General features: G+C 63.4%; 17 protein-coding genes, 6 tRNA genes and 2 pseudogenes. 10 read left to right on the top strand and 15 right to left on the bottom strand.

The window, feature by feature from the left end; genetic code table 11:
* Positions 1-56: 56 nt before the first annotated feature.
* On the top strand, positions 57-1,058 hold the full coding sequence (locus AWC27_RS01135; protein ID WP_085668653.1) for an oxygenase MpaB family protein: 1,002 nt from the start codon (positions 57-59) through the stop codon (positions 1,056-1,058).
* Between the two features lie 4 nt (positions 1,059-1,062).
* Here the strand turns inward: AWC27_RS01135 and AWC27_RS01130 are convergent, their stop codons facing one another.
* From AWC27_RS01130 to AWC27_RS01120, 3 genes are read right to left on the bottom strand one after another with little or no spacing between them, the layout of a single operon-like run.
* Positions 1,063-1,266 carry a zinc transporter Slc39a7 gene (locus AWC27_RS01130; protein WP_085668833.1) on the bottom strand — a complete coding sequence of 68 codons (204 nt, stop codon included), beginning with the start codon at positions 1,264-1,266 and terminating at the stop codon, positions 1,063-1,065.
* A gap of 39 nt (positions 1,267-1,305) precedes the next feature.
* On the bottom strand, positions 1,306-1,677 hold the full coding sequence (locus AWC27_RS01125; RefSeq protein ID WP_085668651.1) for an ArsR/SmtB family transcription factor: 372 nt from the start codon (positions 1,675-1,677) through the stop codon (positions 1,306-1,308).
* A gap of 47 nt (positions 1,678-1,724) precedes the next feature.
* Positions 1,725-2,237, bottom strand: coding sequence for a nucleoside deaminase (locus tag AWC27_RS01120; protein WP_085668649.1), 513 nt, complete (start codon positions 2,235-2,237; stop codon positions 1,725-1,727).
* 83 nt (positions 2,238-2,320) lie between these two features.
* Here AWC27_RS01120 and AWC27_RS01115 point away from each other — a divergent pair, with 83 nt between their 5' ends.
* Complete coding sequence (locus AWC27_RS01115; protein ID WP_085668647.1) at positions 2,321-3,226, top strand: class I SAM-dependent methyltransferase; 906 nt, start codon at positions 2,321-2,323, stop codon at positions 3,224-3,226.
* 16 nt (positions 3,227-3,242) lie between these two features.
* Here the strand turns inward: AWC27_RS01115 and AWC27_RS01110 are convergent, their stop codons facing one another.
* Both AWC27_RS01110 and AWC27_RS01105 read right to left on the bottom strand, forming a co-directional pair.
* A complete protein-coding gene (locus tag AWC27_RS01110; protein ID WP_085668645.1) occupies positions 3,243-4,052 on the bottom strand; it encodes a TIGR04255 family protein in 810 nt (269 codons plus the stop codon).
* Between the two features lie 79 nt (positions 4,053-4,131).
* Positions 4,132-4,204 (bottom strand) — tRNA-Lys (locus AWC27_RS01105).
* 124 nt (positions 4,205-4,328) lie between these two features.
* On the opposite strand from AWC27_RS01105, the gene AWC27_RS01100 reads away from it, so the two are divergent.
* The 3 genes from AWC27_RS01100 (at position 4,329) to AWC27_RS01090 (ending at position 4,614) form a co-directional block, all read left to right on the top strand.
* Positions 4,329-4,401, top strand: a tRNA-Glu gene (locus tag AWC27_RS01100).
* Positions 4,402-4,437: 36 nt separating this feature from the next.
* A tRNA-Asp gene (locus AWC27_RS01095) sits at positions 4,438-4,511 on the top strand.
* 29 nt (positions 4,512-4,540) lie between these two features.
* Positions 4,541-4,614, top strand: a tRNA-Phe gene (locus tag AWC27_RS01090).
* Between the two features lie 41 nt (positions 4,615-4,655).
* On the opposite strand, the gene AWC27_RS01085 is transcribed toward AWC27_RS01090, so the two are convergent.
* Positions 4,656-5,753 (bottom strand): tyrosine-type recombinase/integrase, encoded by a 1,098-nt coding sequence (locus AWC27_RS01085; protein WP_085668644.1) that lies wholly within the window; start codon positions 5,751-5,753, stop codon positions 4,656-4,658.
* Between the two features lie 94 nt (positions 5,754-5,847).
* Between AWC27_RS01085 and AWC27_RS01080 the strand changes: the two genes are divergently transcribed.
* Complete coding sequence (locus tag AWC27_RS01080) at positions 5,848-6,156, top strand: hypothetical protein (protein ID WP_139836680.1); 309 nt, start codon at positions 5,848-5,850, stop codon at positions 6,154-6,156.
* Between the two features lie 686 nt (positions 6,157-6,842).
* On the opposite strand, the gene AWC27_RS01070 is transcribed toward AWC27_RS01080, so the two are convergent.
* A complete protein-coding gene (locus AWC27_RS01070) occupies positions 6,843-8,600 on the bottom strand; it encodes a PPE family protein (RefSeq protein WP_281255871.1) in 1,758 nt (585 codons plus the stop codon).
* A gap of 373 nt (positions 8,601-8,973) precedes the next feature.
* The gene (locus AWC27_RS31720) at positions 8,974-9,288 is read right to left on the bottom strand and encodes a hypothetical protein (RefSeq protein ID WP_245846751.1); all 315 of its coding nucleotides are present in this window, start codon (positions 9,286-9,288) and stop codon (positions 8,974-8,976) included.
* A gap of 627 nt (positions 9,289-9,915) precedes the next feature.
* On the opposite strand from AWC27_RS31720, the gene AWC27_RS30760 reads away from it, so the two are divergent.
* A tRNA-Phe gene (locus tag AWC27_RS30760) sits at positions 9,916-9,986 on the top strand.
* A 49-nt stretch (positions 9,987-10,035) separates the two neighbouring features.
* Here AWC27_RS30760 and AWC27_RS31715 read toward each other — a convergent pair.
* Positions 10,036-10,209: pseudogene (locus tag AWC27_RS31715) on the bottom strand (site-specific integrase); the annotation flags it as partial.
* 9 nt (positions 10,210-10,218) lie between these two features.
* Positions 10,219-13,185, bottom strand: a complete 2,967-nt coding sequence (locus AWC27_RS01055; RefSeq protein WP_245846767.1) for a protein kinase domain-containing protein — start codon at positions 13,183-13,185, stop codon at positions 10,219-10,221.
* 858 nt (positions 13,186-14,043) lie between these two features.
* Here AWC27_RS01055 and AWC27_RS01045 point away from each other — a divergent pair.
* Positions 14,044-14,135 (top strand) — tRNA-OTHER (locus AWC27_RS01045).
* A gap of 31 nt (positions 14,136-14,166) precedes the next feature.
* Here the strand turns inward: AWC27_RS01045 and AWC27_RS01040 are convergent.
* From AWC27_RS01040 to AWC27_RS01030, 3 genes and pseudogenes are all read right to left on the bottom strand, one after another.
* Positions 14,167-14,382 (bottom strand): annotated as a pseudogene (locus AWC27_RS01040) (site-specific integrase); the annotation flags it as partial.
* Between the two features lie 178 nt (positions 14,383-14,560).
* Positions 14,561-15,895: an RNA-dependent RNA polymerase family protein gene (locus AWC27_RS01035; RefSeq protein ID WP_085668829.1), complete on the bottom strand. Its 1,335-nt coding sequence runs from the start codon at positions 15,893-15,895 to the stop codon at positions 14,561-14,563.
* Positions 15,892-17,976 (bottom strand): hypothetical protein, encoded by a 2,085-nt coding sequence (locus AWC27_RS01030; protein ID WP_085668827.1) that lies wholly within the window; start codon positions 17,974-17,976, stop codon positions 15,892-15,894. Before AWC27_RS01030 ends, AWC27_RS01035 begins: the two co-directional genes overlap by 4 nt.
* A gap of 69 nt (positions 17,977-18,045) precedes the next feature.
* On the opposite strand from AWC27_RS01030, the gene AWC27_RS01025 reads away from it, so the two are divergent.
* Together AWC27_RS01025 and AWC27_RS01020 are read left to right on the top strand one after the other, a co-directional pair.
* Positions 18,046-18,903 carry a ribonuclease T2 family protein gene (locus AWC27_RS01025; protein WP_308207144.1) on the top strand — a complete coding sequence of 286 codons (858 nt, stop codon included), beginning with the start codon at positions 18,046-18,048 and terminating at the stop codon, positions 18,901-18,903.
* Positions 18,904-19,265: 362 nt separating this feature from the next.
* On the top strand, positions 19,266-22,598 hold the full coding sequence (locus tag AWC27_RS01020; RefSeq protein ID WP_139836679.1) for a tetratricopeptide repeat protein: 3,333 nt from the start codon (positions 19,266-19,268) through the stop codon (positions 22,596-22,598).
* A gap of 79 nt (positions 22,599-22,677) precedes the next feature.
* Here the strand turns inward: AWC27_RS01020 and AWC27_RS01015 are convergent, their stop codons facing one another.
* Entirely contained in the window at positions 22,678-23,199 is a 522-nt protein-coding gene (locus AWC27_RS01015; RefSeq protein WP_139836678.1) for a hypothetical protein, read from the bottom strand.
* A gap of 98 nt (positions 23,200-23,297) precedes the next feature.
* Positions 23,298-25,022, bottom strand: coding sequence for a PE family protein (locus AWC27_RS01010; RefSeq protein ID WP_085668631.1), 1,725 nt, complete (start codon positions 25,020-25,022; stop codon positions 23,298-23,300).
* Positions 25,023-25,046 lie beyond the last annotated feature (24 nt).

Raw genomic sequence — 25,046 nt, 5'->3', positions numbered from 1 at the left:
AAAAGTGACAACGTACGTAGTCAGAATTTGACGCTGACGCCAGGGGAAAAACAACAGTGACTCAAGATACGTCGGCTCAATGCCCACTGACCAGCACCGAAGTGGCCGCGGGCTGTCCGGTGTCGCCATTGGGTTACGACGCGCCGCCGATGCCGCTCGGCCCCGATTCCCTGACGTGGAAGTACTTCGGCGACTGGCGCGGCATGCTGCAGGGTCCCTGGGCGGGATCCATGCAGAACATGCATCCGCAGCTGGGCGCGGCGGTCGAAGAGCACTCGACCTTCTTCCGGGAGCGCTGGCCGCGGTTGATGCGGTCGTTGTATCCGATCGCGGGAGTGGTTTTCGACGGCGACCGCGCCGCGACCACCGGCTCCGAGGTACGCGATTACCACGTCGACATCAAAGGCGTCGACGGGCAGGGCCGCCGCTACCACGCGCTGAACCCCGATGTCTTCTACTGGGCGCACGCCACATTCTTCGTCGGCACCATCCATGTCGCCGAGCGTTTCTGCGGCGGACTGACCGAGGCGCAGAAGCGCCAGCTGTTCGACGAACACATCGACTGGTACCGGATGTACGGGATGAGCATGCGCCCGGTGCCGGCGTCCTGGGAGGAATTCCAGCTCTACTGGGACCATATGTGCCGCAACGTGCTGGAGGCCAACTATGCGGCCCGGGCCGTGCTCGACCTCACCGAGCTGCCCAAACCGCCATTCGCGCAACAAATTCCCGACTTCTTGTGGGCCGCGCAGCGAAAGTTGTTGGCGCCGTTCTTCGTCTGGGTCACCGTGGGCCTCTACGATCCGCCCGTGCGCGAGCTGATGGGCTATCAGTGGTCGCGTCGCGACGAGTGGTGGCACCGCCGCTTCGGTGACGTTGTGCGTGCGGTGTTCACGCTCGTCCCGCGGCGCTACCGCAAGCACCCGCGGGCACGTGCCGGCTGGGATCGCGCGAGGGGGCGAATCCCGGCCGACACGCCGCTGGTTCATACGCCGGCGCGCAACCTGCCGCCGCTGGACGAGCGTGACAACCCCATGCACTACTGCCCGAAGGCATAGATCCCTATCCGTGGGTGTGGCTGTGTGCCTCTTCGAGGCCGGGCTGGTGCACGTGCTGATGGGCGTGCTTGGTGCCGTCCTCGTGTGAGTGTTCGTGTTCGTGTGCGACGTGCTCGTGCTCATGGCTGGTGTGGGCGTGGCTGTGAGCGACGTCGCCGTGGTGGTGTTCGTGGGTGTGTGGTGTGTCGTGCGTGTGCGTACCGCTCATCGATATCATCTCCTTTAATTGTGTTGCGATTATTGACAATTAGGGTTTATTGACGGCGTGCAATCCGCCTTCTCCGCGGTGGTGGGGAGGTACCCCGGGACCGGCGTGTTCGGCGTTGCACACGGCGTCGGTTACCAGCTGGCGCACGTGCTCGTTTTCCAGGCTGTAGAAGATCGTGGTTCCCTCCCGGCGGGTGCGGACCAGGCGCGCCATCCGCAGCTTCGCGAGGTGCTGGGAGACCGACGGGGCCGGCTTGCCCACATGCTCGGCGAGTTCGTTGACCGACATCTCGTGGTCGGTCAACGACCACAGCACCTGCACGCGGGTGGCGTCGGCGAGCATCCGGAACACCTCGACCACCAGGCTGACCTGATCGTCGGGCAACCGAGCTGCTCTGTTATCTGCATGCATACGCAGATAGTAGCGCAGCCGGGCGGCGCTGTCATGTCGGGCGGCGGTCAGGTCGTCGAATCGTTGCTTGCTATGCGATCGCCGCCGTTGCATTCCTGCCAGAACTGGAAGACCTCCACGGCGGCGGCGTTGATCTCCGGGCGCGGGTCCTGGCGCATCGGCAGGCGTCGGTCTTGCCAATTCTTGGCGAACTCCGCATACAGGGTGGCGGGCTCGAAGTACTTACGGACATCGACGTAATGCGCCTCGAAGGCGGCGCGTTGCGTCAGGAAGACGACCTCATCGGGTGAGCAGTAGTAGAGCGATCCCAAACACATCGGGCACGGATGGGCCATCACATAGATGGTGGTGCCGACCAGATGCTCGGTGCCCAGTTTCATGCACGCCTCGCGGATGGCGACGATCTCGGCGTGGGCCGTCGGATCGCTGGTCTGCGCGACCTGGTTGACGGCCTCGGCAAGGATTTGGCCGTCCTTGACGATGACCGTCGCGAACGGGCGGCCGCCCTCGGCGGCGTTCTGGCGGGCAAGGTCGATGGTGCGCTGCGCGAAGTCGGTCACGGTTGGCAACGGTAGCTGTTTTGCGAGCCTGTGATATTAACTAGATCATCTATATTTTTTTGGTTTGGGGATGAGGGAGCTGCATGGTGCGCACGGATCGTGATCGCTGGGACCTAGCGACAAGCGTGGGAGCGACGGCAACGATGGTCGCCGCGCAGCGCGCATTGGCCGCCGATCCGGAATACGCGTTCATCGACGACCCGTTCGCCGCGCCCCTGGTGCGCGCGGTGGGGATGGACGTCTACACCCGCATGGTGAACGGACAGATTCCGGTCGAGGAGGACTCCGAGTTCGATCCCGAGCGAATGGCGCGCGGAATGGCTTGCCGCACCAGGTTTTACGACCAATTCTTCCTTGACGCCACCGAGCGCGGCGTCCGCCAGGTCGTCATCTTGGCCGCCGGTCTGGACGCGCGCGCCTATCGGCTGCCGTGGCCGGCGGGCACCGTGGTCTACGAGGTCGACATGCCGGAGGTGATCGAGTTCAAGACCTCCACACTGCGCGAATTGGGTGCCGAACCCACCGCCGAGCGCCGTACCGTCGCCATCGATTTGCGCGACGACTGGGCCGCGGCATTGCAGACGGCCGGTTTCGATCCGACGCTGCCGACGGCATGGAGCGCCGAAGGGCTGCTTGTCTACCTGCCCGACGATGCGCAGGACGCGCTGTTCGACAACATCACCGCGCTAAGCGCCCCCGGCAGCCGACTGGCCTTCGAATTCGTGCCCGACACAGCGATTTTCGAGGACGAGCGGTGGCGCTCACATCATGACCGGATGAGTGAGCTCGGGTTCGACGTCGACTTCAACGTTCTCGTCTATCACGGCACGCGCAGTCACATCGTCGACTACTTGAGTCGCGGTGGCTGGCGGACCGCGTCGCACACGGTCAAGGAGTTGCACGAGGCGAACGGCTTTGCGTACCCCGAGGACGAACTTGCGACCGCGTTTTCCGACGTGACCTACAGCCGCGCGGTGCTGGGGACCTAGCCCCTTTCCGCGGCGCTCACTGGCGCGTCAGCTCGTCTTTCAGGCGGCTGGTGATCATGTCCTGGAATACCACGCGCGCCGGTCCGTACAAATCCTGGAACGTCGAAACCAGCGCGTCCCTGTTGTATTCGGGGATGGACCCGCTGGGCGGAGTCCAGAAGCTGTCGATGTCCATCAGGAAGAACGGTCCGGTTTGCGCAGGCGTGGTGCGGCGCAGGTGGTAGCTCGGGTCGAGGGCCTGCCCCACGCCCGGGCCATAGCGCACGATGAGCGACTTTCCGGGCTGCGGCTCGCGGTACACCGCGGCGCCCTGCCATTCGGTCAGGACGAGGCCGCCCGGAGTGAGGCGCTGCGGTCCCAGCAATTGCTCGTCGATCCAGTTGCTCCACTCGATGCGGCCATCGACACCGGCCGGCACCCGGATTTCCAGGACGTAGCGCAGACCGATGCGCTCCACGCCGACGATTGCTGAGACCTGGGCCCGCGCATCGGCGACTCGCAGCACAATGTCGGTGAAGGCCTCGAAGCTGCTGTAAGCGCTGGTCTCGATGACGATCGCTTGGTTCTTCAGCGAAGCTGCGACGGTGTTGTCGCGGTTGACGTAGCGAACGAAGCGATCCGCGACCGGTTGTGGCGGGGCGCCCGGCGCCGTCACGCCCCAGCTGACGTCCTGTGCCTGACGTTCGATCGGCAAGTCGTTGATCAGTAGCTGTTTGAGCTCCCGGCTCGCCGATTCGGTGAGGGCATCCGTTGCCGGGTGACGGATTTCCATGGTCACCAGGGCAACGGGCGCGTTGGGTTGGACTCCATTTGTGTCGGGAAGCATGCCGCGAGCATAGCCAAGCGGTGTGACGTGCTTAACGCGGCCTACTCGGCCGCCGGAGGTGGTTTCGGGGCCCGTTTTGTGCCCCCAGTAGGACTCGAACCTACGACCTGCGGATTAAAAGTCCGTAGCTCTACCAACTGAGCTATAGGGGCGCGGAGACTTAGGATACTGGGTTGCCACGGGTGCCTCGTTTGAGGATTAGGCCCGGGGTGACCTAAGCTGACGTGGCTCCCAACGATCACCATGTTGCGAGTGCCCCGGAGAGATTCGGTTCTGGCCCCCTTCGTCTAGCGGCCTAGGACGCCGCCCTTTCAAGGCGGTAGCGCGGGTTCGAATCCCGTAGGGGGTACTTGTTACGCGGAATCGCGGAGCAGCAGTACAGCAAGGCCCTGTGGCGCAGTTGGTTAGCGCGCCGCCCTGTCACGGCGGAGGTCGCGGGTTCGAGTCCCGTCAGGGTCGCCGATACGGCGAGGCACATGTTGCCTTCCGGCCAGGTAGCTCAGTCGGTACGAGCGTCCGCCTGAAAAGCGGAAGGTCGGCGGTTCGATCCCGCCCCTGGCCACTACGTTCTGCCTGTATAGACACGGTTCATGCACTCGGTTGTCAGTTTTCTTTGTCCGGTCTTCGGTGTTTTGTCTCGCCCGCGTGAAGCTGATCCAGATTTGTCGCCACCTGGTCCAGTTCGTCCGCGTAAAGGTCGCTGTAGATGTTCGCCGTGACGGTCGGTGTCGAGTGGCCCATCGTCTTTTGTACGTAGCGAAGGTCAGCCCCGGAGTTCCGAGCCAGGCTGGCGTAAGTGTGACGTAGATCATGGATCGTCAACGGGGCCAGGTCGGTCTTCTCAAGGGCCTGATTCCAGTGCGTATGGCGGCGCCAGTTTTTGGAGCGCAGCATCGCGCCATTGGGTGAGGTGGCGGCAGGCTCGTCGGGCGCCCGACCGCCGATCCGTGTTTTGAGGATGTCGACGACGACCTGGGGGAGCGGGACGGTACGGATACCGGCGCGGGTCTTGCGTGGCCCGATGACGATGCGGCCTTCAACTTCGGGCGCTGCCCGTCGGACGTAGAGGCGACGCGCGCTGAGGTCGATGTCCTTGACGCGGAGGCCGACGAGTTCGGACCAGCGCAAGCCCGTGTACGCGAGGATCGTCACGACGTCGCCCTGGTCTCCGCACGCGGCGGCAAGGGCCTGGACCTCCTGGGCGGTCAGATACCGGTGACGTTCCCGCTCGGGAATGCGGCCCGCCGAGACACCAAGGGCAGGGTTGCGGTGGATGCGGCCGTCCTGGTGGGCAACATCGAGAATCGAGCGCATGAGCCGCAGCGTGGAAACATTCGCCCAGGGGCCGACTTTGAGGCCGTCAACGAACGTCTGAACGTCGGCGCGGGTGATTTCGTCGACTGGCATGTGGCCGAACCGCGGTTTGATGCGCAATTCCCAGTGCTGGGTGTAGCCGCTCCAAGTCTTCGGCGACACCGCTGGTTTCTTGGAGTCGGCGAACTGCGTCCAAATCCGTTGCAGCGGTGCGCGACCGAGGCGGGGGTCGAACCGACGCGCACCGAGGGCGGCTTCGTTGTCACGTTCGGATTTGAACGCCTTGGCCTCACGCAAAGTCGGGAAGGTGGCTGAAGTTTCGACCCATCCTGATGGGGCGTCGGGGTCGCGAATGAGGTAGCGGACTTGGCAGCGAGGCTTGGACATGAGGGCTTCCCGGACCCGATTGAACGAGGAAATCGGAAACCGGTTCCTTCGCCTGCCGGAGCACCGCAGTGGTGGTCGGAATCCCGTAAGCGATGTGACGCAACTGGCCGGCATCTTCTTCTACATCGTCACCGGGCACGAGCCCCCGGTACTCAGAGACGAGCGTGACGTGATGCCCCACCGCCGACCCGAAGCACGCAGCATACTGGACGGCCTTCTCGTCGAGCCGCGTCAACGTCTGAGGGTCGCGAGCGTTCTTCACAATGCCTTTGCGACGGATCTATCAAGGCGGTACGCAACAGCGCCAGATCTCATTTCTGCATTGGAGAGAGCCATGCACAGCGACCAAGAAGGTGCCGACGGCTATGAAGATCTACTCGCGCAGGTCGGCGAGATCTCATAGACGGCGACGAGGTGTGGCGCGGCGAATCAGCCGACGACCCGGAATTCACTAACACGATAAAGATCGCCATCGCTACGCAGTTCTTGGCCGCCCATCCGCCGGCACGCCCGGATCGTTGAGGGCGTTGGTGATTCGGGCGCCGTAGTCGGCAGCCGCGGGCAGCGCCTCGCCGTGGGCCGCATCCGTCATTGTGACATAATGCGCTGTACGGCAGCAGTATTCGTGCATATTGATCTCCCACAAGTTTCGGGCGTAAGTCTTGGCATGATCCCGGGTTTTGGCCCGCGGGTTTTGCTGAGAATCGCCGGGCGATCCACCGGCCGCCAGGCCTATCGCGATAACCGCCAGATTCACTGAGATCCGACAACAAGGCTGAATAGTTAACTCTGTTGGCACACAATCGAAACAGCCACTACTGGTAACCCGCCATATTCGATTTCGCTGAATCTGTCGGACCCGTCGTGCACAACGACGAGGTGAGCGCAGCCTGATACTCACCCGGAAGCTCCACGGAACTCGGGACATCCTCGCCGGTGCTGTCAGACCGGAGGTCACCGATGTGAAAGGTGCTGCAGCCGTGCTGATGTCGCCGACCAGCCCATTGCAGGCCGGGGCCGCGTTCATCATGGGCGCCCAGCCCGCACCGAGGAACATCCTCTGCCTCTCCATTGCAGAGGTACCCGAGGCTACCCCAGTTGCTTGAGCAGTTGAGCGATATTGAACAGGCCGATGAAGCCGGTGCCCGTGTTGAGCACCCCGGAGCCGAAGCCGCTGACGACGCCAGGGTCTGGGAAGAAGGGCAGGTAGGCGACCGACACACCAGTGTTGAACAAGCCAGAAAGATTCCCGTTTTGAGCCGATCCGCCGCTGGCGCTATTGAAGAAGCCCGAGATATTGCCGTTCACCCCTCCGCCGGAGGCGGAGTTGTTGAAGCCTGAGACGTTGGTACCGGTGTTGCCGAAGCCCGATGTCGTGGCGCTGACATCGGTGGTGGAGCCGACGGTGGTGTTGAAGTTCCCGGAGTTCCAGGCACCCGTGTTGACACTGCCTGAATTGCCGAAGCCGGTGTTGAATTGTCCGGAATTGCCGAAGCCGGTGTTTACTACTCCCGAATTCCCGAACCCGGTAGAGTACGCGCCCGAGTTGCCGATGCCGGTGTCCAAAAAGCCCGAGTTGCCGAAGCCGAATGATGCTCGGCCGGAGTTGCCGGCGCCGAGGTGGCCGAAGCCGGAGTTGCCGATGCCGATGCTCTGGATGTCGCCCAGGGTGGCAGCAGTGAGGTTGCGGCCCGAGTTGAAGATGCCGACGTTGCCGTCCCCGGAGTTGAAGAATCCGATGTTGTTGGTGCCGGAGTTGAAGAGCCCGATGTTGCCGTTGCCCGAGTTCAGCAGCCCGGCCAGGTTGATGCCCGCCTGGTTGTTGCCGGTCAGCCCGATCCCGAGGTTGTTGTTGCCGGTGTTACCGAAGCCGATGTTGTTGGTGCCGGTGTTGCCCGCTCCGATGTTTCCGATGCCGGTGTTGCCGCCGCCCTGATTGAAGCTACCGGAGTTGCCCAGCCCGAAGTTGCTGTTGGCGAGGCCGGGGACAGGGCCTGCGCCGTTGCCGAAGCCGACGTTGTTGTTTCCGAAGTTGCCCGCACCGAAGTTGCCCGAACCGAAGTTGCCCAAACCGATGTTGCCTCGCACGCCGGTGGTGCGGGGGCTCCTGTTCCCGAAGCCGATGTTGCCGTTGCCGCGGTTACCGCTACCGAAGTTGCCGCTGCCCTTGTTGCCGTTGCCGACGTTGCCCGCACCGGTGCCGCTGTTATTGCCGCTACCGATGTTGCCCCCGCCCTTGTTGCCTACACCGATGTTGGGGTCGGTAGGGGCGGCCGTAGCGGTCCCGGCAGGTGCGCCGCCCAAGAGTTGCCCGATGCCCGGCAGGTGCTGCAGTGTCTGCTGCCAGGACGACAACTGCGCGGCCACCGCTGAGGCTCCACCGTGATAGCCGACCAACGCGGCGACATCGGTGGCCCAGAACTCCTCATAGGCCGCCTCGGCGGCGGCGATGAAGGGCGCGTTGAAGCCGAAGATGTTGGTGCGCACGGCCTGCACGAAGGCTTGCCGATTGGCCGCGATGATTTCAGGGTGAACGGTGGCGGCCTTGGCCGCCTCGAATATGCTGGCCACCGTTCGTGCGCTAGATGACGTGGTGGTGGCGCGCAGGGAAGCGGCCCGCAGGAATTCGGCGTACGGACGCGCCGCCCTAGCCATGGCCTGGGAAGCCGGACCCTGCCAGGCTTGCCCGGCCAGGTTCGAGGTCACCGAGGAAAACGAGTCCGCGGCCGTACCCAATTCATCGGCAAGACCCGACCAGGCCGCTGAGGCCTCGAGCAAGGGCGCTGACCCAGCGCCGAGGTACATCCGCAAAGAGTTGATCTCTGGGGGAAGAACCGAGAAGTTCACCGCGCTGACCTCCAGTAACCTCGTCTTGTGTGACGGCGCCCTACCCGACTTGACAGACGATACGACGCCGCTGTTAGACACGTGTCGTTTTCAAAAATTGTGAGAATTCTTTCGCGACAACGGCATACGCACCCGCAATGCACGCCTTGCGGCGATCGACGATCTGTGCCCAAGTCTCGGATAGCCATTGAGCGAACCCTCGCCCCGAGCGGCCTGGTGACATCGGTGGAGCCATCCAGAGGTGAATGTGCGGGGCGCCGCGCCGCTGAATTTTCCAGATGTATCGAACCGGCTCGCTGTATTCGCGCTGAAATCGTTTGCGTCACAACACCATATGCCGCTTCACGCTGGCGCCGTCTGGGGCAACGACTTCTCAGTCGCCGGAGTAGGTGAGTGTGACCATCGCCGGGACACGGCCAGATTCGACCAGTGGGCTGTAGTCAAGCTCGGCGAACGTGCGGCACATCGCCGAGCGTGATTTGCGGGACCACTCGGTGATGACCCCACCGGTATTGCGCTGGTCGGGTGAAGTAGCGCTCCGTCGCGTCGAAGACACGACGGCCTGATCATCGCTCCCACCTGTGCGGGCGAGGTCGTCTCTGATTTGCAGCTTGGCATTCTCGACGTCACGTTGGTGATGACCGACGGTTCGCTCGGCGGCCTTTCTGCGCGGACGGGATTGGTCCACCCGAGGCGCACGACGCCGGGGCCGACGGTGATGTGAAAACGTCCCGATTCAGGTTCGGTGCCTCGATGGTCAGGACCGGAAGCCCACGGTGCTGCCGGCTCGAACAGTGCCGCAGCCGCGGTGACCATCTCGGGACTTGGGAACCGCAGCCCCAATGCCTCGATCGCCCGCAGATCGCCAGTCGCGACCCCATCGGCGAGCGAGTCGCGGACATTTTCGGCACATATAACAAGCCCCGTTGGTCCCAGCCGGAACACGGCCTACGCCGCTCCCGCCGTCCGACCGATCGCTACCGCTCTCGCACCCTGCGGCCTTGACGGCCTCGGGCACTCGCGGTCTACCGGCGTCCGCGGCTCCACCCGTGTTCCGGCTGGCCGTTCGGGTTGGGTCCGGCCCAAGAGTGGGTCGCTCCGCAGTCGTCTGTGTTGGATACGCGGTCGCCCCGGTGATCTTGGGCATCGGGTACCTGCTCCCCGGGAGCCCTCGGCGCGCATCACTGACTGACGGGCGAAGAAGGGTCCCCTGTCGGGAGTGCTGTCACCGTGTCCGGTTTGTGTCCGATCGTCGGACGGGCAGCCTGCGTCAGGCGCGCTCAGCGCGCCGTATTTGACGCATGAACGTCGTTAAACCGCAGGCCAGCGGCCGTTCTGTCCGCCTGAAAAGCGGAAGGTCGGCGGTTCGACCGCCCCTGGCCACCATCTCTGACCTGCGCGGACGCCGTGACAGCACGCTATGGCTGGTTGGTCTTGGTTTTTGTCCGGTCGCCTGGATTTCGGCGGTTCCGTGGAGCCGGTCGAGGTTGGTGGCTACGCGGTCAAGTTCGTCGGCGTAGAGGTCGCTATAGATGTTCGCGGTGACGGGTCGGCGTGGAATGACTCATGGTTTCTGGACATAGCGAAGTTCGGCGCCTGATTTGCGGGCCGCCCGCTTTCACCGCGTCGTGCTGACCATCTGGTCCGGGCAGTTGTTACTCGCATCCAAGGCCAACACGACGGCTTCATCGAAATTGAGAGCGGCGCCGTCGGCCCAAGCGGCCTCGAATCCCTCCGCGCCGAGCTCCTCGCGAGCCTGGTTGTCGCAGACGTTATGGCAGGCAATTAGATCGGGGATGTACAGCAGTGGGCTACCGATCGCTCGGCTCAGCGCATCGGCTGCTCCCATCATGACTGCAGCGTGCCGCCAATCGTGACGCGAGCTAGCAATCCAGGCCAAGGTCTCCAAGGACTGCGCCCCGTTGAGAGGATCGCCGACCAACTGTGCGAGGCGAAGGCCCTCGGTTAGGGCTGGTTCTGCTTTTTGGGGCTCGCCGAGCAGCCAGTGTCCCATGCCCACCGACGTCAGTACCCGTGACTGGTAGATCGAATCCCCCTGGGATTTCGTAAGCTCCAACGCCGCTTCGAAGCAGCTCATCGCTTCGTCAAGATCGCCCGAGACCTCAAATGCCCAGCCTAGGTAGTACATCGATGCTGTGCGCACCTCGTAGCCGGTCGCCACGGCCAAGGCCTGCTGGAAACACTGAGCCGCCCGGTCAATCTCACCACCTTGCACGGCAAGGTAGCCGTCAATGCAGTCGATTCCGGCACCTAGTTCTGCGTCTGGTGTCTCCTCCAAGTGATGGCGCGCCTCGGCGATGGCAGAGCAAGCTGCGGAGAGATCACCTTGTAAGAAAGCGATCGTCGCAAAGCCCCCCAACGCGTGGATTCGTGGAAGGCTCAGTTGTGTTGATGTCGCCTTGAGTACTCGCTCAAGCCAGTGGCGTGCTTCGCCGAGCATCCCGCGGAACATCCAAACGGGGCGCATGGCCACCGCCATCTCCAAGGCCATAGTCGGGTCATCGCCCAGGGCGAATTGCAGCGCGTCACGGATGTTCGCAATATCTTGCATCAGTCGCGTCGACCAGAACAGCTGAGCATGGCTGTACCACTCCGTACTGGCCTGTGTGACGAGTTGATGACACCAGTGGGCCTCGCGGGCCCTTAGCCGGTCCTGTTCGGCTTGGGCGACATGGGTTTTGGCGTAGTCGCGCAAGGTTTCAAGGAGTCGGAAGCGCACGCGGTCGCCCTGCTGGCTGGCGATGAGGATGGACTTGTCGACCAGGGAGCTCAGCAGGTCCAATAGCAGGCCATCGGGGCCTAGGTCCTCGCCGCAAAGGTAGCGTGCGGCGGGCAAATCGAAGCTTCCGGTGAACACCGCGACCGCTGCCCACAGCTGCTTTTCGCTACGGGTGCAGAGTTGGTAGCTCCAGTCGATACAGCCGGCGAGGGTTTTGTGGCGACTGGGGGCGCCGCGGTGGCCGCGGCTTAGCAGCGTATAGCGGTCAATAAGTCCCTCGGCGATTTGTTCGGCGGACATGGCACGTATCCGGGCAGCGGCCAGTTCGATGGCCAGCGGCAAGCCCTCTAGCCGAGCGCAGATGCGGGCCACCGCGCAGCAGTTGCGGTTGTCCAGCGTGAAGTCAGGGGCCGCGGCGCGGGCGCGTTGCACGAACAACGCAACCCCGGGGTAGCCTGCCAACCCGTCCAAGCCAGGGGCGGTGTCGGGGTCGGGTACGGCCAGCGGGGAGAGTGGCAGCACGGTTTCGCCAGTGATATCGAGGACCTCGCGGCTGGTCGCCAGTACGTGCAGCCGTAAGCACCGGTGCAGCGCCATCTCGACGAACTTCGCCACATCGTCGATGAGGTGCTCGCAGTTGTCCAGCACCAGCAGTGCGTGCTGCTCGCTTAGAACTCCCATCAACACGTCGCTGAGCGGACGAACGGGCTGATCACGCACCCCCAGCTCGGCGGCCACCCTTTCGTTCAGGAGCGTGCCGTCCTGCAGTTCGGCCAGCTCGACCAGCCACACCCCGTCGGGGAATTCGGCGCGCAATTCGGATGCGGCATGTATGGCCAGGGTGGTTTTGCCGACTCCACCCACGCCGGTCACAGTGACCAGCCGCGAGTCTGCGAAAAGATTGCGCAGTTGCGCCCCCTCGGCACCCCGACCCACCACCTCGCCGGGCAGCAGCGGCAAATTGCCCCGCGTTGGGCCCAGCGCAGTGGTCGGTGAGGTGGCCGGTCGTGCCGCAGGGCCAAGACCGGGATGCTGGTGTAGTTGAAGCTGGCGTAGCTGCTCGCCGAGTTCGCCCGCCGACGGTCGAGCGGCGGGGTCATGGGCCATCGCGGCCGAAATGATGGCGGCCAGCTCGGCGGGGATGGCATGGTCACTCAGATCGGGCACTGGCCCGCTGGTAAACCGGACGAACTGGGCAACCACGTCCTCGCCGCAGCGGCGCTCAAAAGCGGCATGGCCGGTCAGTGCGACGAACAACGTGGCGCCCAACCCGTAGACGTCAGCACTCGGGCCGGGGTCAGCCCCGGCGATCACCTCCGGGGCAGTGAACGCCGGTGTGCCGCTATAGAATCCCGCAATGGTCTGAAACCCCCCACGGACATGAGCGATCCCGAAATCGGCTAACGCCGGTTCACCGTATTCGGTAAGTAGGATGTTGGCCGGCTTCACATCGCGATGCACCACTCCCGCCCGATGCGCGGCGGCCAACGCACCAGCGATCTTGGCCCCGACCTGCACGACCTCGTCGACCCCCAACCCCCCCGCCTCGCAGATGCGCTCCGCCCAGCAGCCGTGTACACACAGCGGCATCACCAAAAACGGGCACCCGCTGGGCGTCTGACCCACCTGCAACACTGCGACAATGTGGGGATGCCCAGTCAAACGCGCTGCCGCATGCTGCTCACGGGCAAACCGGGCGCGATCATCATCAGAGAACGCGGTCAGCATCTTAATCGCGACTAGGCGACCCAACCCCACCTGTCTGCAGCGATACACCACCCCAAACCCACCCCGACCGATCTCAACCGCATCAGCGAACCCCAATCCAGCCAATTCCGCGGCCACATCGACAACCGCTTTCCGCAGCGTGGGATCCACGTCAACCACAATCAGTTGCTGGCGCCATAGGCCAAAATGATAGGACCCCAATTACGTGGCAGGAAGCACTACAGGATTTTCGGCCTCGCAACCATCGGCAATAAAGTGCCTGGCGCGAAAGTGTCGAGCTTTGCAGAGTCCGATAACGCAACGGCGTCGACTGCAAGTCCCGTCGGTACCTGGCCGGCGACGGGCCGCTCTGCGGTAGGAGTAACCGACATGCAAGGCGGTTTAGGGCATTCAGGGCGCGGTTACACACGAAGTAGTCGCAGCTAGCGAACGAGGGACAGTTTTCCGCGGAAGGGCCCGTTTATGAAGAGAATTGGCCGGCGCGTGGCAGTGGTCGTGACGGCAGCGTTAGCGCCGATGGCATATACGGCGATCGCGACACCGGCAATTAGCCGGGCTGATTGTGACAACGGCTCGTGGTGGGACCCAGTGGCCAACGTATGCCGCCCCTCAGGAGTCACGCCGCTGGATTGCGAGAACGGCGCGTGGTGGGACCCTGTTGCCAATGTGTGCCGAGGTCCGGTGTCAGGCCAGCCCCTGAATTGTGATTACGGGTCGTTGTGGAATCCGGCTACCAACCAGTGCGTGGGCGTCCTCCCGCCACCTCAGTGAGTGGACCCTCGGCCTCGACTGATGTAGTGGTGTACGCCGGACGGTTGAGGTACGCGCCAAGGTCAGGCTTATCTAAAGGCGTGAACACGTACGCCAACCATTAGCGAGGGGCGTCCGGGCTTGGTCGGGCAGCTGGTTCCATGGGGCCGAAATGGGGCCAACCCTGGGGAACAGCTGCTCCACGGGGCCAATTGATGGTCTTCAGGCTGGGTTGACGAGCTGAAACACGTTGGTGTAAGCGGGAACTCCGCCTGAAACGCGGAAGGTCGGCGGTTCGATCCCGCCCCTGGCCACCATATTTGACTGCTTGTATGCGGTGACAGCAAGTTATTGATGGTTGGTCCTGTCCCTTCGCCGTATGTTGGCGAGGTTGTTGAGCCGGTCGAGATTTGTGGCGACGTGGTCGCGTTCGTCTGAGTAGAGGTCGCTGTAGATGTCGGCGGTGACGGTCGAGGTCGAGTGCCCCATGGTCTTCTGGACATAGCGAAGGTCCGCCCCGGGTTTGCGGGCGAGGCTGCCGTAGGTGCGGCGCAGCCGTTTGATCGCACGAAGACGCCGTTTGGTGGAGGCGGAGGTCACCACGGCGCTGTGCAGAGAAAAAGGAGGGCGCGGGAAGAACACACAATTGAGGGACCGAAAGCCGCAACCTCTGTGGTCCCTCGGAACGACCGCACAACGGCGGGGTCCGCGCCCTCGAGAAGAACTAATCACTTAGCGGTGGTCACCGCAAATTCCGCAGGTGTACGAGCGATACCAAGCCCATATCGCGCCGCAGTACCGCAGGCGGCAGCACACGAAAGCCGCGCACGCCCGGCCGCCCTGTGGCGACCTGCACGATCTTGCGTGCGATGCGGAAATCCAAGTCCTTGAGGACTCCCCGGTCCGTTGTCGTCTCCAGGACAACGGAGAGGCCGGGAACCGCGAACGGATTCGTCGCGTCCAGCATTACGTTTGTCGCGCGCACGAGATGACGCGCTCGTTCACCGGCCGGCCACGGCGCCAGGGCAGCTGCGGCAGCATCGATCCGGGTCGCAATGTGTCCGACGAAGCGGCGCAGTCGATGTGGCGCCAGGGCGATCGTGCCGGCATGGCTCACCGACAGTCCGAGGCAGTCGATCCGGTCGCGGCCGCGGTAGGCGGGGTCCGCCGCGCAGGAGAGGCCATTGCCGCCCAGGGCGGTGCGGAACTCCTTCGCGGGTTTGCGTTTGACGCCCAAGTCGTCGAGCAGGGCATCGATCCGGGCATCTGCCTCGTGGAGTGCGGCAAGGTCCGGATGCGCCACGATGAAGTCATCGTTGTATCGCGCGTAGAAAATGCCGTCGATCGCAACGATCGCGGCGTCCATGGGTACGACCGCCAGATTCCCGAGGATCGGTACCAGAGGGGTTCCCATCGCCGTGCCGTAGAGCCGCGTGAACTGCGTACCGTCCCGATCCCGCACGGCGGGGCGTGCCAGGCGGGTGATGAGATCCCAGACATCCGGCCCCAGTTCGCCACGCGGACTCCCGAGTGTGGCTACCTCGCGCAGGATGCGCCACAGCGCCGCGTCGGGACCAACGGGGAGATCGTCGCCATAGTGTTCGAAATCGGACTGCAGGACATAAAGCGGCGGACCTTTGACCCCCACGCGTTTGCGGTGAGCGCGAACAAATTCGGCAAGGGCCCGCGTTGCTGCCACGTTCGTTAAGCCGGGCAGGTAGGAATAGACGCCGGGCAGGCCATGGCAGCGGGCGTTATGGGAAAGAAGCTGGAAGAGCGCCGAACCAACCACATGGTCGACGAAGGTGGGTAGGTGGAGGGCGCGACACTTACCCTTGTACTCGAGAAAGCGGAGGTCCACGGGCTCTGGGCGGTATTCGCCGGTGGCGACACTGTGGGCGATTGCTCGGGAAAGCGCACGCCGCTCGGTTGCGGTGCTGAAATAGGTGACGCCCCCACCAGCCTCGCTGAAAGCCAATCCACGCTGCCTTCGTTTCGCGAAAATCCGCATGATGGTGTCTTCATACGTTTTCGGCTCGGCCAGTCGTTTCTCGATGTCGACCGGTTCAGGCTTCACGAAACGCACCCCGCCGCCGCAGTGCTGCCCCGGCGGACATGCCAATCGTTGATGATCCGCATCCAGCTTTCGAATAGCGCAGGCTCGGGATCGTGCGGCAATAGAAACAGCAAACGCAACTTTCCATGATGGAAGACCGGTGTCAGGAGGCGACCCGACAACGCGACAACGCTGACACCGTTTTCAAGGCAGCGCACGGCCATTGGCAGCGCCCTGACCAAAACACTCTTTTCCAGGTTGTGCATGTCCTGGGTTCCCTCGAGCGTTTCCAGGTCGAAGACTATGCCGTCGGCAAAAAGCGTGCGGAATTTCAGGGTCAGGGTGTGGGGACCGTCCGGCTCCGGCGATAACTCATCAACGGCCTGTACCCAGTTCTCGGTGAGGAGCCGGTCCAATGCATCGCGTCCGTTTGTCCTCGGCACATGCAAGGGTTTTCCACGGTTTGCTGCGCCGCCCGTGGTCGCTTGCAGCGCCAGGTGAGGCTGTTGATCGGTATCGCCGTTCGGTGCTCGCTGGTAATAGAAAAGTGTCGTCGGTGACCCAAACGCAACGTATCCGGTGCCATCAAATGTTTCCTGCATCAGCTTGACCGCAGCGGATCTCTGTTTCGCCGGGATCCACTTGGGGACCGTGATTTTGCCGACGAGGACGGGCCCGGACTCGTGGCCGAGTTCCCGCATCCAGTCTCCCAACGCCAGCAGGGTGGGAAGCGGCGGGGGCTCACGGTCCCGAAGATGCTGCAGATTAATCAGAACGATGAGAACGGTGATCATGGCGGCCATGACCTCAAGCAGATCTGAGACGGGATGGGGATCGAGCCATACCAGCCACAGCAACGCAGCCCATAACGCGATGGTTGCGATGAGTGTCCCGAAATAGCCTTCGGCGAAAAGCCGGATCTGGTAGATGCCGATGACACTGCGAATGACAAAGAGAGGAAGGAGGGCGAGCATGAAGGTGATCGGTACGTCGTGTAAAACAAGCAGTCCCAGCGCGGCCGCCAGTGACCAGAAGAAAAGCGAGATGAACGGCGTCGTCAATAAAAGCTTGCGAAAGAATGAAAGTTGAAAATCGCGAAGTGCCGGGATTTGTTGCAGGCGCGCAAAGTCGAAATAGAAGAGACCGGTGCCGTCGTAGGCGCCACGGAATAACGGCAGTATCAGGTAGAAAAACTGGAAGGTGTCGACATGCCGCCAGGCCGGTACGCCCGCGATAAGGTCAAACGCCCGGTCGTTGGTCCGGTACATGCCCAGTATCGTGAGAACGACCAGTGCATCAAGGCGTAGGCCGAGTCCGGCCAGCGTTGCCTTGAACGCTAGCCGAGGCGGGATCCGCGGGAGCGCTGGCCAAATGTCATGTATCGTCCCGAATTTCGGCCGAAATCCCATCAACCGGTAAATCCTGAGCGTATAGCGAACTGTGATCCAGATGCCGATCGCATTTGACGTGATGATCGCGACGATGATTGCTGCAGTCGGGTACAAGTAATAGCCAACGCTGAGCACCACCAGTTGCACGACGGTCGGCGCGAGCAACGACCAAAATGGGCGGTAGATGCGCCGCGTGGCGTATATGCCGGAATGAAGCACCCGGACCGAAAAACGCACAGCAGTCTCCAGGACCACCAGAAAGGCATAAAGAAGTCCGACCGGATCGTGACCCGACGGAAGCCGGACCGCCAGGGCGACACCGCCAACGATCGTCAGCGTCGATCCCACGATCACCGAGAGCACCAGCCAGCAGCCGATCTCGTGCTCGGCCGCATCCCGCTCCCCGGACCGGGAGAACGCTCTGAGCCGCTGGCGCATGACCTCAAGGAGGCCCCACCAGCCGCCGCTGACGACCAGGCTGCCGACGCGTAGAACCACAATGGTGAACGCGGCGAGTCTGCCGAGGCTGGCGAGAAGGATCAGAAACTCTATGGCGTGGACAAGGAATCGCGCCGTATCGAGCAGCAGCGCATAGCGCAGACGGTAGCGGAAGTACGCAAAGATCCTGCCGGTGAGAAGGCTCGCGAAAAGGGAGACCGTGTGGTTTTGCCGACGCGCTGTCCGGTCAAACCAACGGTCGATGTCGGTCACCGGGGCTTCTCCGTGGAGTTTCACGAACACGCGGGAACCCTTGCACGCCCTTCGACGCGGTTATTGGGAATGGTGATTCTCAGACCTTTCTGCCCCGTCATTGCGTCAACGCCAACGCATGATTGTGGTGAGCCTTTGTGCTATTGGGAAGATTGCAGCATGAAGCGGGGCGACGTAGCCGTAATTTCCGTATCAGCCGGCTTGGCGGCGGTGGTCGTCGCAGTCATCGTCTTGAGGTTTCTGGTCACTGATCGCTGGCCCGGTTCGTCGGTGAACGATCCCGGAAGTAGCACCTCAAGTCTGCTGGTTATGACATGGGGGCCAAGTCTTTGCAAGGTGGAGTCGTCCAGCCCGGGCTGCGGAAACGGGCACGTCAGCAAGATTGGGCGTACGTTGATTCTCCACGGACTTTGGCCCCAGCCGGCTAGCGAGCAATTCTGCGGTGTCCCAGAACACGGTGCCGGGCGTCCCGGTGGTTCACCCGATGCCAAGGTGACTCTGCCTGAGGACGTTCAAATGCAATTGCAGTCGATGATGTCTGACGCCACGGTCATGGCCGCACATGAGTGGTATCGGCATGGGACGTGTTCAGGTGTCACTCCGGCCGTTTATTTCGGCAACGCCGTATCGCTCACCGAACAGGCCAGAAAAACCCTCGATCCGGTGTTCGGGGCTGCTGTGGGCGGGCGTTTATCCGTCAGCGCACTGCGCGACCGCTTGGATGCCGAATTTGGAAAGGGGGCGGGCACGCGCGTTGGCCTTAAATGTCGCAACGTTGACCGGGAAGGACTCGTTGTTTACGAGGTGCACCTGTCGTTTCCGCCGGTCGTCCAACTTGGACACGATGGCGGAACAGTGTCGCTGAGGGACGTGCTCGTCAAAGGGCCGTCCATATCCGCCGGGTGCCGGTCGGGGCGTGTGCCATAAAGGATCTGCTGGCATTTTCCGTCCGACAGACGACTGCGCACCGGCCGCAATAGCTGCCGCCGAATACCCCTGAGGCCGTCGCCACCCGGGCGAACGAACGGCGGCCGCTTTGGGCGGGTATCCGTCCCGCGACACGCCCTTTGCCAGCAATTCCGTTCCGGCCAGTCCGGGAACTTGCCGACGGCTGAGAGTCATCCGTCGACGACGACTGGGACTTAAGCCCCTTCTGCAGATCATCCGGCGCTGCGACGCTGGGCAAACCAGATGCGGCCAACTTGCTCGACCGCGTGACCGACGTAAAGGCGAATCGGGGTCACGGCCATGAATCGAACAGCCGTCTATGCGGCATCGAACGGCCGGGTATGACCGCGGTCCAGGACGTCGGTACTAGCCAGTCGTCGAAGACAACGGATCGGCGGCGGGCACCTCGGCTGTCGACAGTGGCGCTCAGCGGGCTGACACTGCTCGGCGTACTGCTGATAATCGCGCTCGCGCCAGCCGCACGCCTCGCCGCCGACGGGCTGCCATTGCCGCCCGGTGACTCCGCCCCGTTGGTCGAGGGCGCCACCAAGTCCGGCACCACCGCGCTTCGTGAGCTGCCCGTCGGGCTGCCTACCGGCCAGCGGATAGCGAATCTTCATGATGTCTATCCCTATGCGGTGGCTGCCCTAGGCGAACCGGGCGCGCAAGCGTTGCTGGGTGTGTTGTCGTCAACGGACGAGCTTGCGCCGTCGTCGGATCCCCACTCGGGTCGCTACGGCTATCCGTACCACTACCCGGTGCTGGAGCCGATCCTCGCCAAGGCCCCCGAAGGCGATTTTCGCCGCAATGCGACGGCACTGGCCGCGGCGCTCATCGAACTCGCCGGGCAACCGCTAACGCAAGCGCAAACCGGCCAGACAGTGCGACTTGCGGGGCCCGCGGCATATGCCGTGCTCGACCGAACCCGCACCTCAGGCGGCTGCGACGCGCAGCTCGACCTGCTACTGCTCGTGGCCGGCGACGAATATAGCTCACCAGAAACGCTTCTCGACGAGTATCGGAGCAGTGCGGCCGCCTGTCCGAATGACCCGACGCCGGGCTGGATCACGGGACAGGCTCAAATGCGGAGACTGAGTGGTGACATGGATCCGCGCCCCATGCGTGTCGACAGCTATGCACGCACCGGTATCGCGATGGCCCTTGCCACGTTTCAGCGTTTGGCGAGTCAATTTCCGCGGGATACGTCAGTGGTCACCGGCCTCGGCGACGCCTACCTGCGTGCCGGTCTGCTACTGCTGCAGAGCAATCCGTTCACCGCGCGTGACGACCTTCGGCTGGCTGTGGCGCAGTACAACCGGGCTGCCGAACTGGGCGATCGCCATAATGCCGATCTTGGTCGCGCCCGCGCTCTTATCGGTCTGGAGGATCCAGAGCGGGCGGTACAGCTGGCGAGGCGAGCCGTTGGCGATTCGCCGCATCCCGGTGCGGCACTTGAGGTGCTGCTGGCCGCTGAGCAGGCCGCCCACCACTTCGATGCTGCACAGGATGTTGCCCACCGTCTCGAGCGGTCCGCCTCTGCCGCGTATCCCGACGCGGTGATGTTTTACCCAGCGCCAACGACTTTCGATCGGGGCTTGCCGTTCGATGCCACACTGCCTCTCTCGATGGGGGCAGACACTCTTGCTCCTATGGAGGTCCGCTTGACACCGGCGGGCGGCCGTGGCGGTGGGGTGGTTGAGGATCTGGGGTTTATTCCTCGATACCGTGAAGCCGTTCCAATGACCGATACGCTCACCGATTGCCCATCGCTGGCGTGGCGGCGAGACGCGATCATCGCCGGACAGGCCGCCTCGGCGCTGGCCGGCTGGCCAGCCGAGTTCCCGACCAGCCGCCCAAACCAGATGAGCTACCGATGCGGCTGGGCCCCAACGGATACCGTCCGGTCGATCGCCGAGCTGGCCGCGCACCAGCCAGTGACTGGACAGTCATCTCTCACAACAGATCAGCTCACCGACGAGTGGCAGAACATGCTGCGCTGGGCAGGAGATCTACCCGGTGCCAGGACCGTGGTAGCGGCTTGGGATGACCGCGACGGTGACAACAGCCCGATGCCCGCGCTACGTCTGGGCGAAATCGCCTTCCTGCAAGACCAATTCAACGAAGCGGCCGCCCAGTTCGGCGTAGCCGCGCGGCGGGCGATGCTAGCGAAATGGAACGACAGCTTAACCGTCGCTCAGGCCCAGCTCGACCGCGGAGCGGCGCTGATGAAGGCCAACCGGGGCGCAGAGGCCGTCGCCCTGCTGCGCCCGCTCGAAGATCTCGGCACGCGAGGCTATGCATTTCACAGCGCGAATATGGACTCTGTCGAATCCTTTGACGCAGCACTCCAATTCGCGATGGTGTCCTACTATGCCGCCGTGCAACTCGCCGACCACGAGAGCTCAACCGGGGATCTACCCGGCGCAATCGACGATTACAACTTGGCGGCGCGCTGGATCGACAAGCTCAAGGACCACAACGGCCGGCCCGAGGTCGTATACAACAATCTGGCTTTGGCGTACCTCGGCGCGGGAGCTACCGACCTCGCAGCAGCCAACGCAGACAAGGCAGTTCAAGCCGACCCGATGAATCCGGTGTTTTTGATGACTGCTGGGTTCGTCGCGGACCGCGCGGGCAACGCCGGCCAGGCGGCCGATTACGATCGACGTTCCTTACGCAGTGACCCGGGTGGGTTCGCGGTTGCCAACGATCTGGGCGTCGAGCTCGCCCGGCAACGCGACTATGCCGCTGCCGAGAGCGCATTTCGCCGGGCAGTGGGCGCCAACCCGAAGTACGCCCTGGGGTGGTTCAATCTCGGTGTGCTCGAGGGTCGCAGCGGCCCAATGCATCTGTTCGCGTCCCAGGGGGCGTTTGCAAGGGCGTTCACGCTTGACCCAACGTTGAAGGATCGTCGTCACGAATTGACAATTGACGGCAACGTGTACCGAACCGCTCTCGACCTGTCTAAGCCCATCCCACCACGCTGGAGTCTGGCCCAGACGCAGAAGGCGGCACCGATCGCTACGGCCGGCTTGCTGGGTGTGGTAGTTCTGGGCGTCGGATTGGCCCGGGCATCCAGTCAGCGCGGGGGCGATCTGGCCAAGCGCTGGCTAGATCTAATCATCAAGCGACAGAGTAATATTCGTGGCCCCGCCTGGCTGCGGCGACCCATCTGGGCGCTCGGCGCGACCGTCGTTTCGTTCTCGCTGGCCTATCTGCGTCATATCGGCAGCCTGACCGAAATAGTCGCCTATTCGCTGGGGATCATGCTGATGGCCGGTGCGGTGATGTATGCGCGCGTAGCCGTCGCGGCACAGGCCAAAGTGTCGGCGGCACAAACGTCATGGCTTCCCGGGATGCTGTTCGGATTGGCCACCGGAGCTATCGGTACTACCTGGGCCCCGCTGCCGGTGGCCAAGGCAGACCCTAAGTCCCAACGGCTCCACCTCGCTGCTCCGTTCACATCGGCAGTGCTTGCGATCATGCTGTTCGTCGAGTCAGCTTGGCTGAATGTGCCGCTCAGCCAATCGTTCGCGGTTGCTGCGCTCATCATGGCCGGGTCGATGCTGGTCCCGGTCGACCCGCTGGACGGAGCGAATGTCGGCAAGGCGGGGGCGGTAGGAGCGGCCGGGGTGATCGGGGGCGCCATCCTGGTCACCCTCGGCATTGTTTGATCGTCCTGCTGCTGCGGTCGATTTCAACATCGCCCAGGGGCGGCTCCGGTGGGCCGCCCCTGGCAGTTGGGTGAATTCGTTAGCGTCCGTTGTCGCCACCACAGTTGGGGTTGGCGGGCTTTGACGGCCACGCGCAGGCCTTGACGTCGGTGGTGTTACCCCCGCCTCCTCCGGTGAACACGCCGTAGGCGTTGCCCTTGGTGCCGGTGTAGGTGGCGCCACCGTCTCCGCCATAGCCGCCTGAGCTCTGGACGGTCACCGTCCAGCCTTTGCCCTCGAGTGCGGACTTGTACCCGTCGAGCACGGCCATTGGCGATCCGTTGACCATGAAGTGCATCCGGATGCCGTTGTTCGGGATGGCGACCGGGCCGTCGGTGCGCTGGGTGTTCGCCGGCGTGGGTATCAGCGATTGCAGTTGCGCAGGCGACGTTGCCTCGCCGCCGTCGGCGTGGCCCATGGGCGCGAGGCCGACGGTGGTCGCGGTGATCGCCGTGGCCAGCAGAGCGCCGGCCATGCCGCGTCGCTGCAGTCCGATGCCCGTGGCGCGTGGGGTCCTTATCGTGCCGCCGTGGGTCTTGGTGGGGTTTGCTGAAGTGTTCATGGCATTGATCATTCAGCCGGCGACGGCGTCACAGTAGCGATCGCGTTCTTGCAGGGGTACAAGCGAGACTTGTAGCCAGGCGACGCTCGCAAGAGCGGTCACGGGCTCGGGTTCGGCGTCCCGGTCAGGATCGAATCCGCCGCCTCGGCGAGGACCGCCAGTTCGAAACCGCCCAGCAGGGGCAGTAATCCAACATTGGCGGCAATCGGAGTGCCGAATGCGTTGAGTAGCCCGTCGAGGGGCTGACCGCTCGCCATTTGGATCATTCCGTTCAGGAACAGGTTCACGTCATAGGACGGCACGGAGACGAAAGCGGCAGTCGCGATATCTGCGGTCGGCTGCAGTATCCCGTAGGCGGTCGTGAAGGCGTTCGTCGCGTAGCCGACGACCTGGGTGTTCGCCGTCTGCAGACCCCGCAAGATGTCCGTTATCGAGGACGGTCCGCTGGGGAGGGCCAGTGGCCCCGACGAGAGCGACGTGAGCGCGTCCGTCAGGCCCTGCAGCGACGGCAACTGCGGGAGTCCTTGCGCGTACAGGGTATTGGTCGCCGCGGCAATTCCCTGAGGGATTCCGTTGAGCATGGCGGGCCCCAGGGCAAGGGTGGCGCTCAGCGGCGGCAGGAATCCGAACGGGGTAGGCACATCGGGCGGACCGGTGGACCAGCCGTAGTTCGGGTCGCCGTAACCCCAATTGACCAGGGGGCGCAATATCGGCTGGACGAAATCTGCCATGGGGTCCCCGACGTAGGGGATATACCGGAGCGGCTCCAGCAACGGCAGATTCTGGCTTGGAATCATGTAAAAGGTGGTGGTGCTGGGGTTTTGCGTCGGCAATACGACCGCTGAGCTGAGTTGGGTGGACGTGAGACTTTCATAACCCGTATGCACGGTCACCATGCCCGCCAGGGCATTGAGGTCGGAGACAATGTTGATCGGGTATTGCGGAAAATCGGCCCAGCCGTCGTATTCGATGGTGTAGACCTTGGTCGGGAAGGAATTGGTGGGAGCCGCGCCGAGGGTGGTGAAGCCGATACTCGGCAGGCTAAGACCCGGGAAGCGCGCGTCCCAGCCGCCGTTGGGGTTCATTGAATTGCCCAGCAGCACAAAGCTTATCGGCAGTGAACTCGGTACGTTGCCAGGGGCCAGCAACCGCATTTCCAGCGAGGCGACGTTGGCGCTTTGCGAGTAGCCCACGACGTTAATCGTGTTGCCGGCTTTGAGTTGCTCTTGGATCGCGTTGTTGAGGATCGTGACGCCCCGGGCTATTGATACGTCCTGGGTCAAATCCTTGACTCCGGTGTTTGGGTATTCCCCTGCTGGCAGTGACAGGCCTAGCGGCGGAAGGCCGACGGGGAAATTGGGCACGACGTACGTGTTGAAAATGTTGTTCACGAAATCCGACGAAGGTGTCGGCGTTCCGCTGCCAGCCATGACGAAAGTGACTATCTGGCCGGTCATCGCTGCCGGCGTTAGCGCAGTCAGCGCGCCCCCGGTCTGCGGGCTCGCCGACAGCGCCCGCAGGGGCGCAGCGAGCGCGCTGAGGTTCACGGCCTCGGCGTTTGCATAGGCGTTGCCAGCCGCGGCGAGGGACTGGGCGAATTCACCATGCAACAGCGCCGCTTGCCCGATGACCGCCTGGCACTCCTGGGCATAGGTGTTGAAAAAGGTTGCTATTGCCGCAGATACCTCATCGGCGCCCGCCCCAATCAAACCGGTTGTCGCCCGCGCCGCGGCCGCCTTGGCCTCGTTGATCGTCGAAACAAGTGCCTCCACGTCCGCAGCGGCCGCCGCCATCGCCTGCGGCTGTGCGAGCACGTACCCCATGGGCCTCATCCCTACCACGGCAAC

Origin of the sequence: Mycobacterium szulgai, from assembly GCF_002116635.1 — a bacterium.
Lineage (GTDB): Bacteria > Actinomycetota > Actinomycetes > Mycobacteriales > Mycobacteriaceae > Mycobacterium > Mycobacterium szulgai.
Note: the sequence above shows the minus strand (reverse complement) of the source record. Positions and strands in the feature narration are given on the sequence as shown.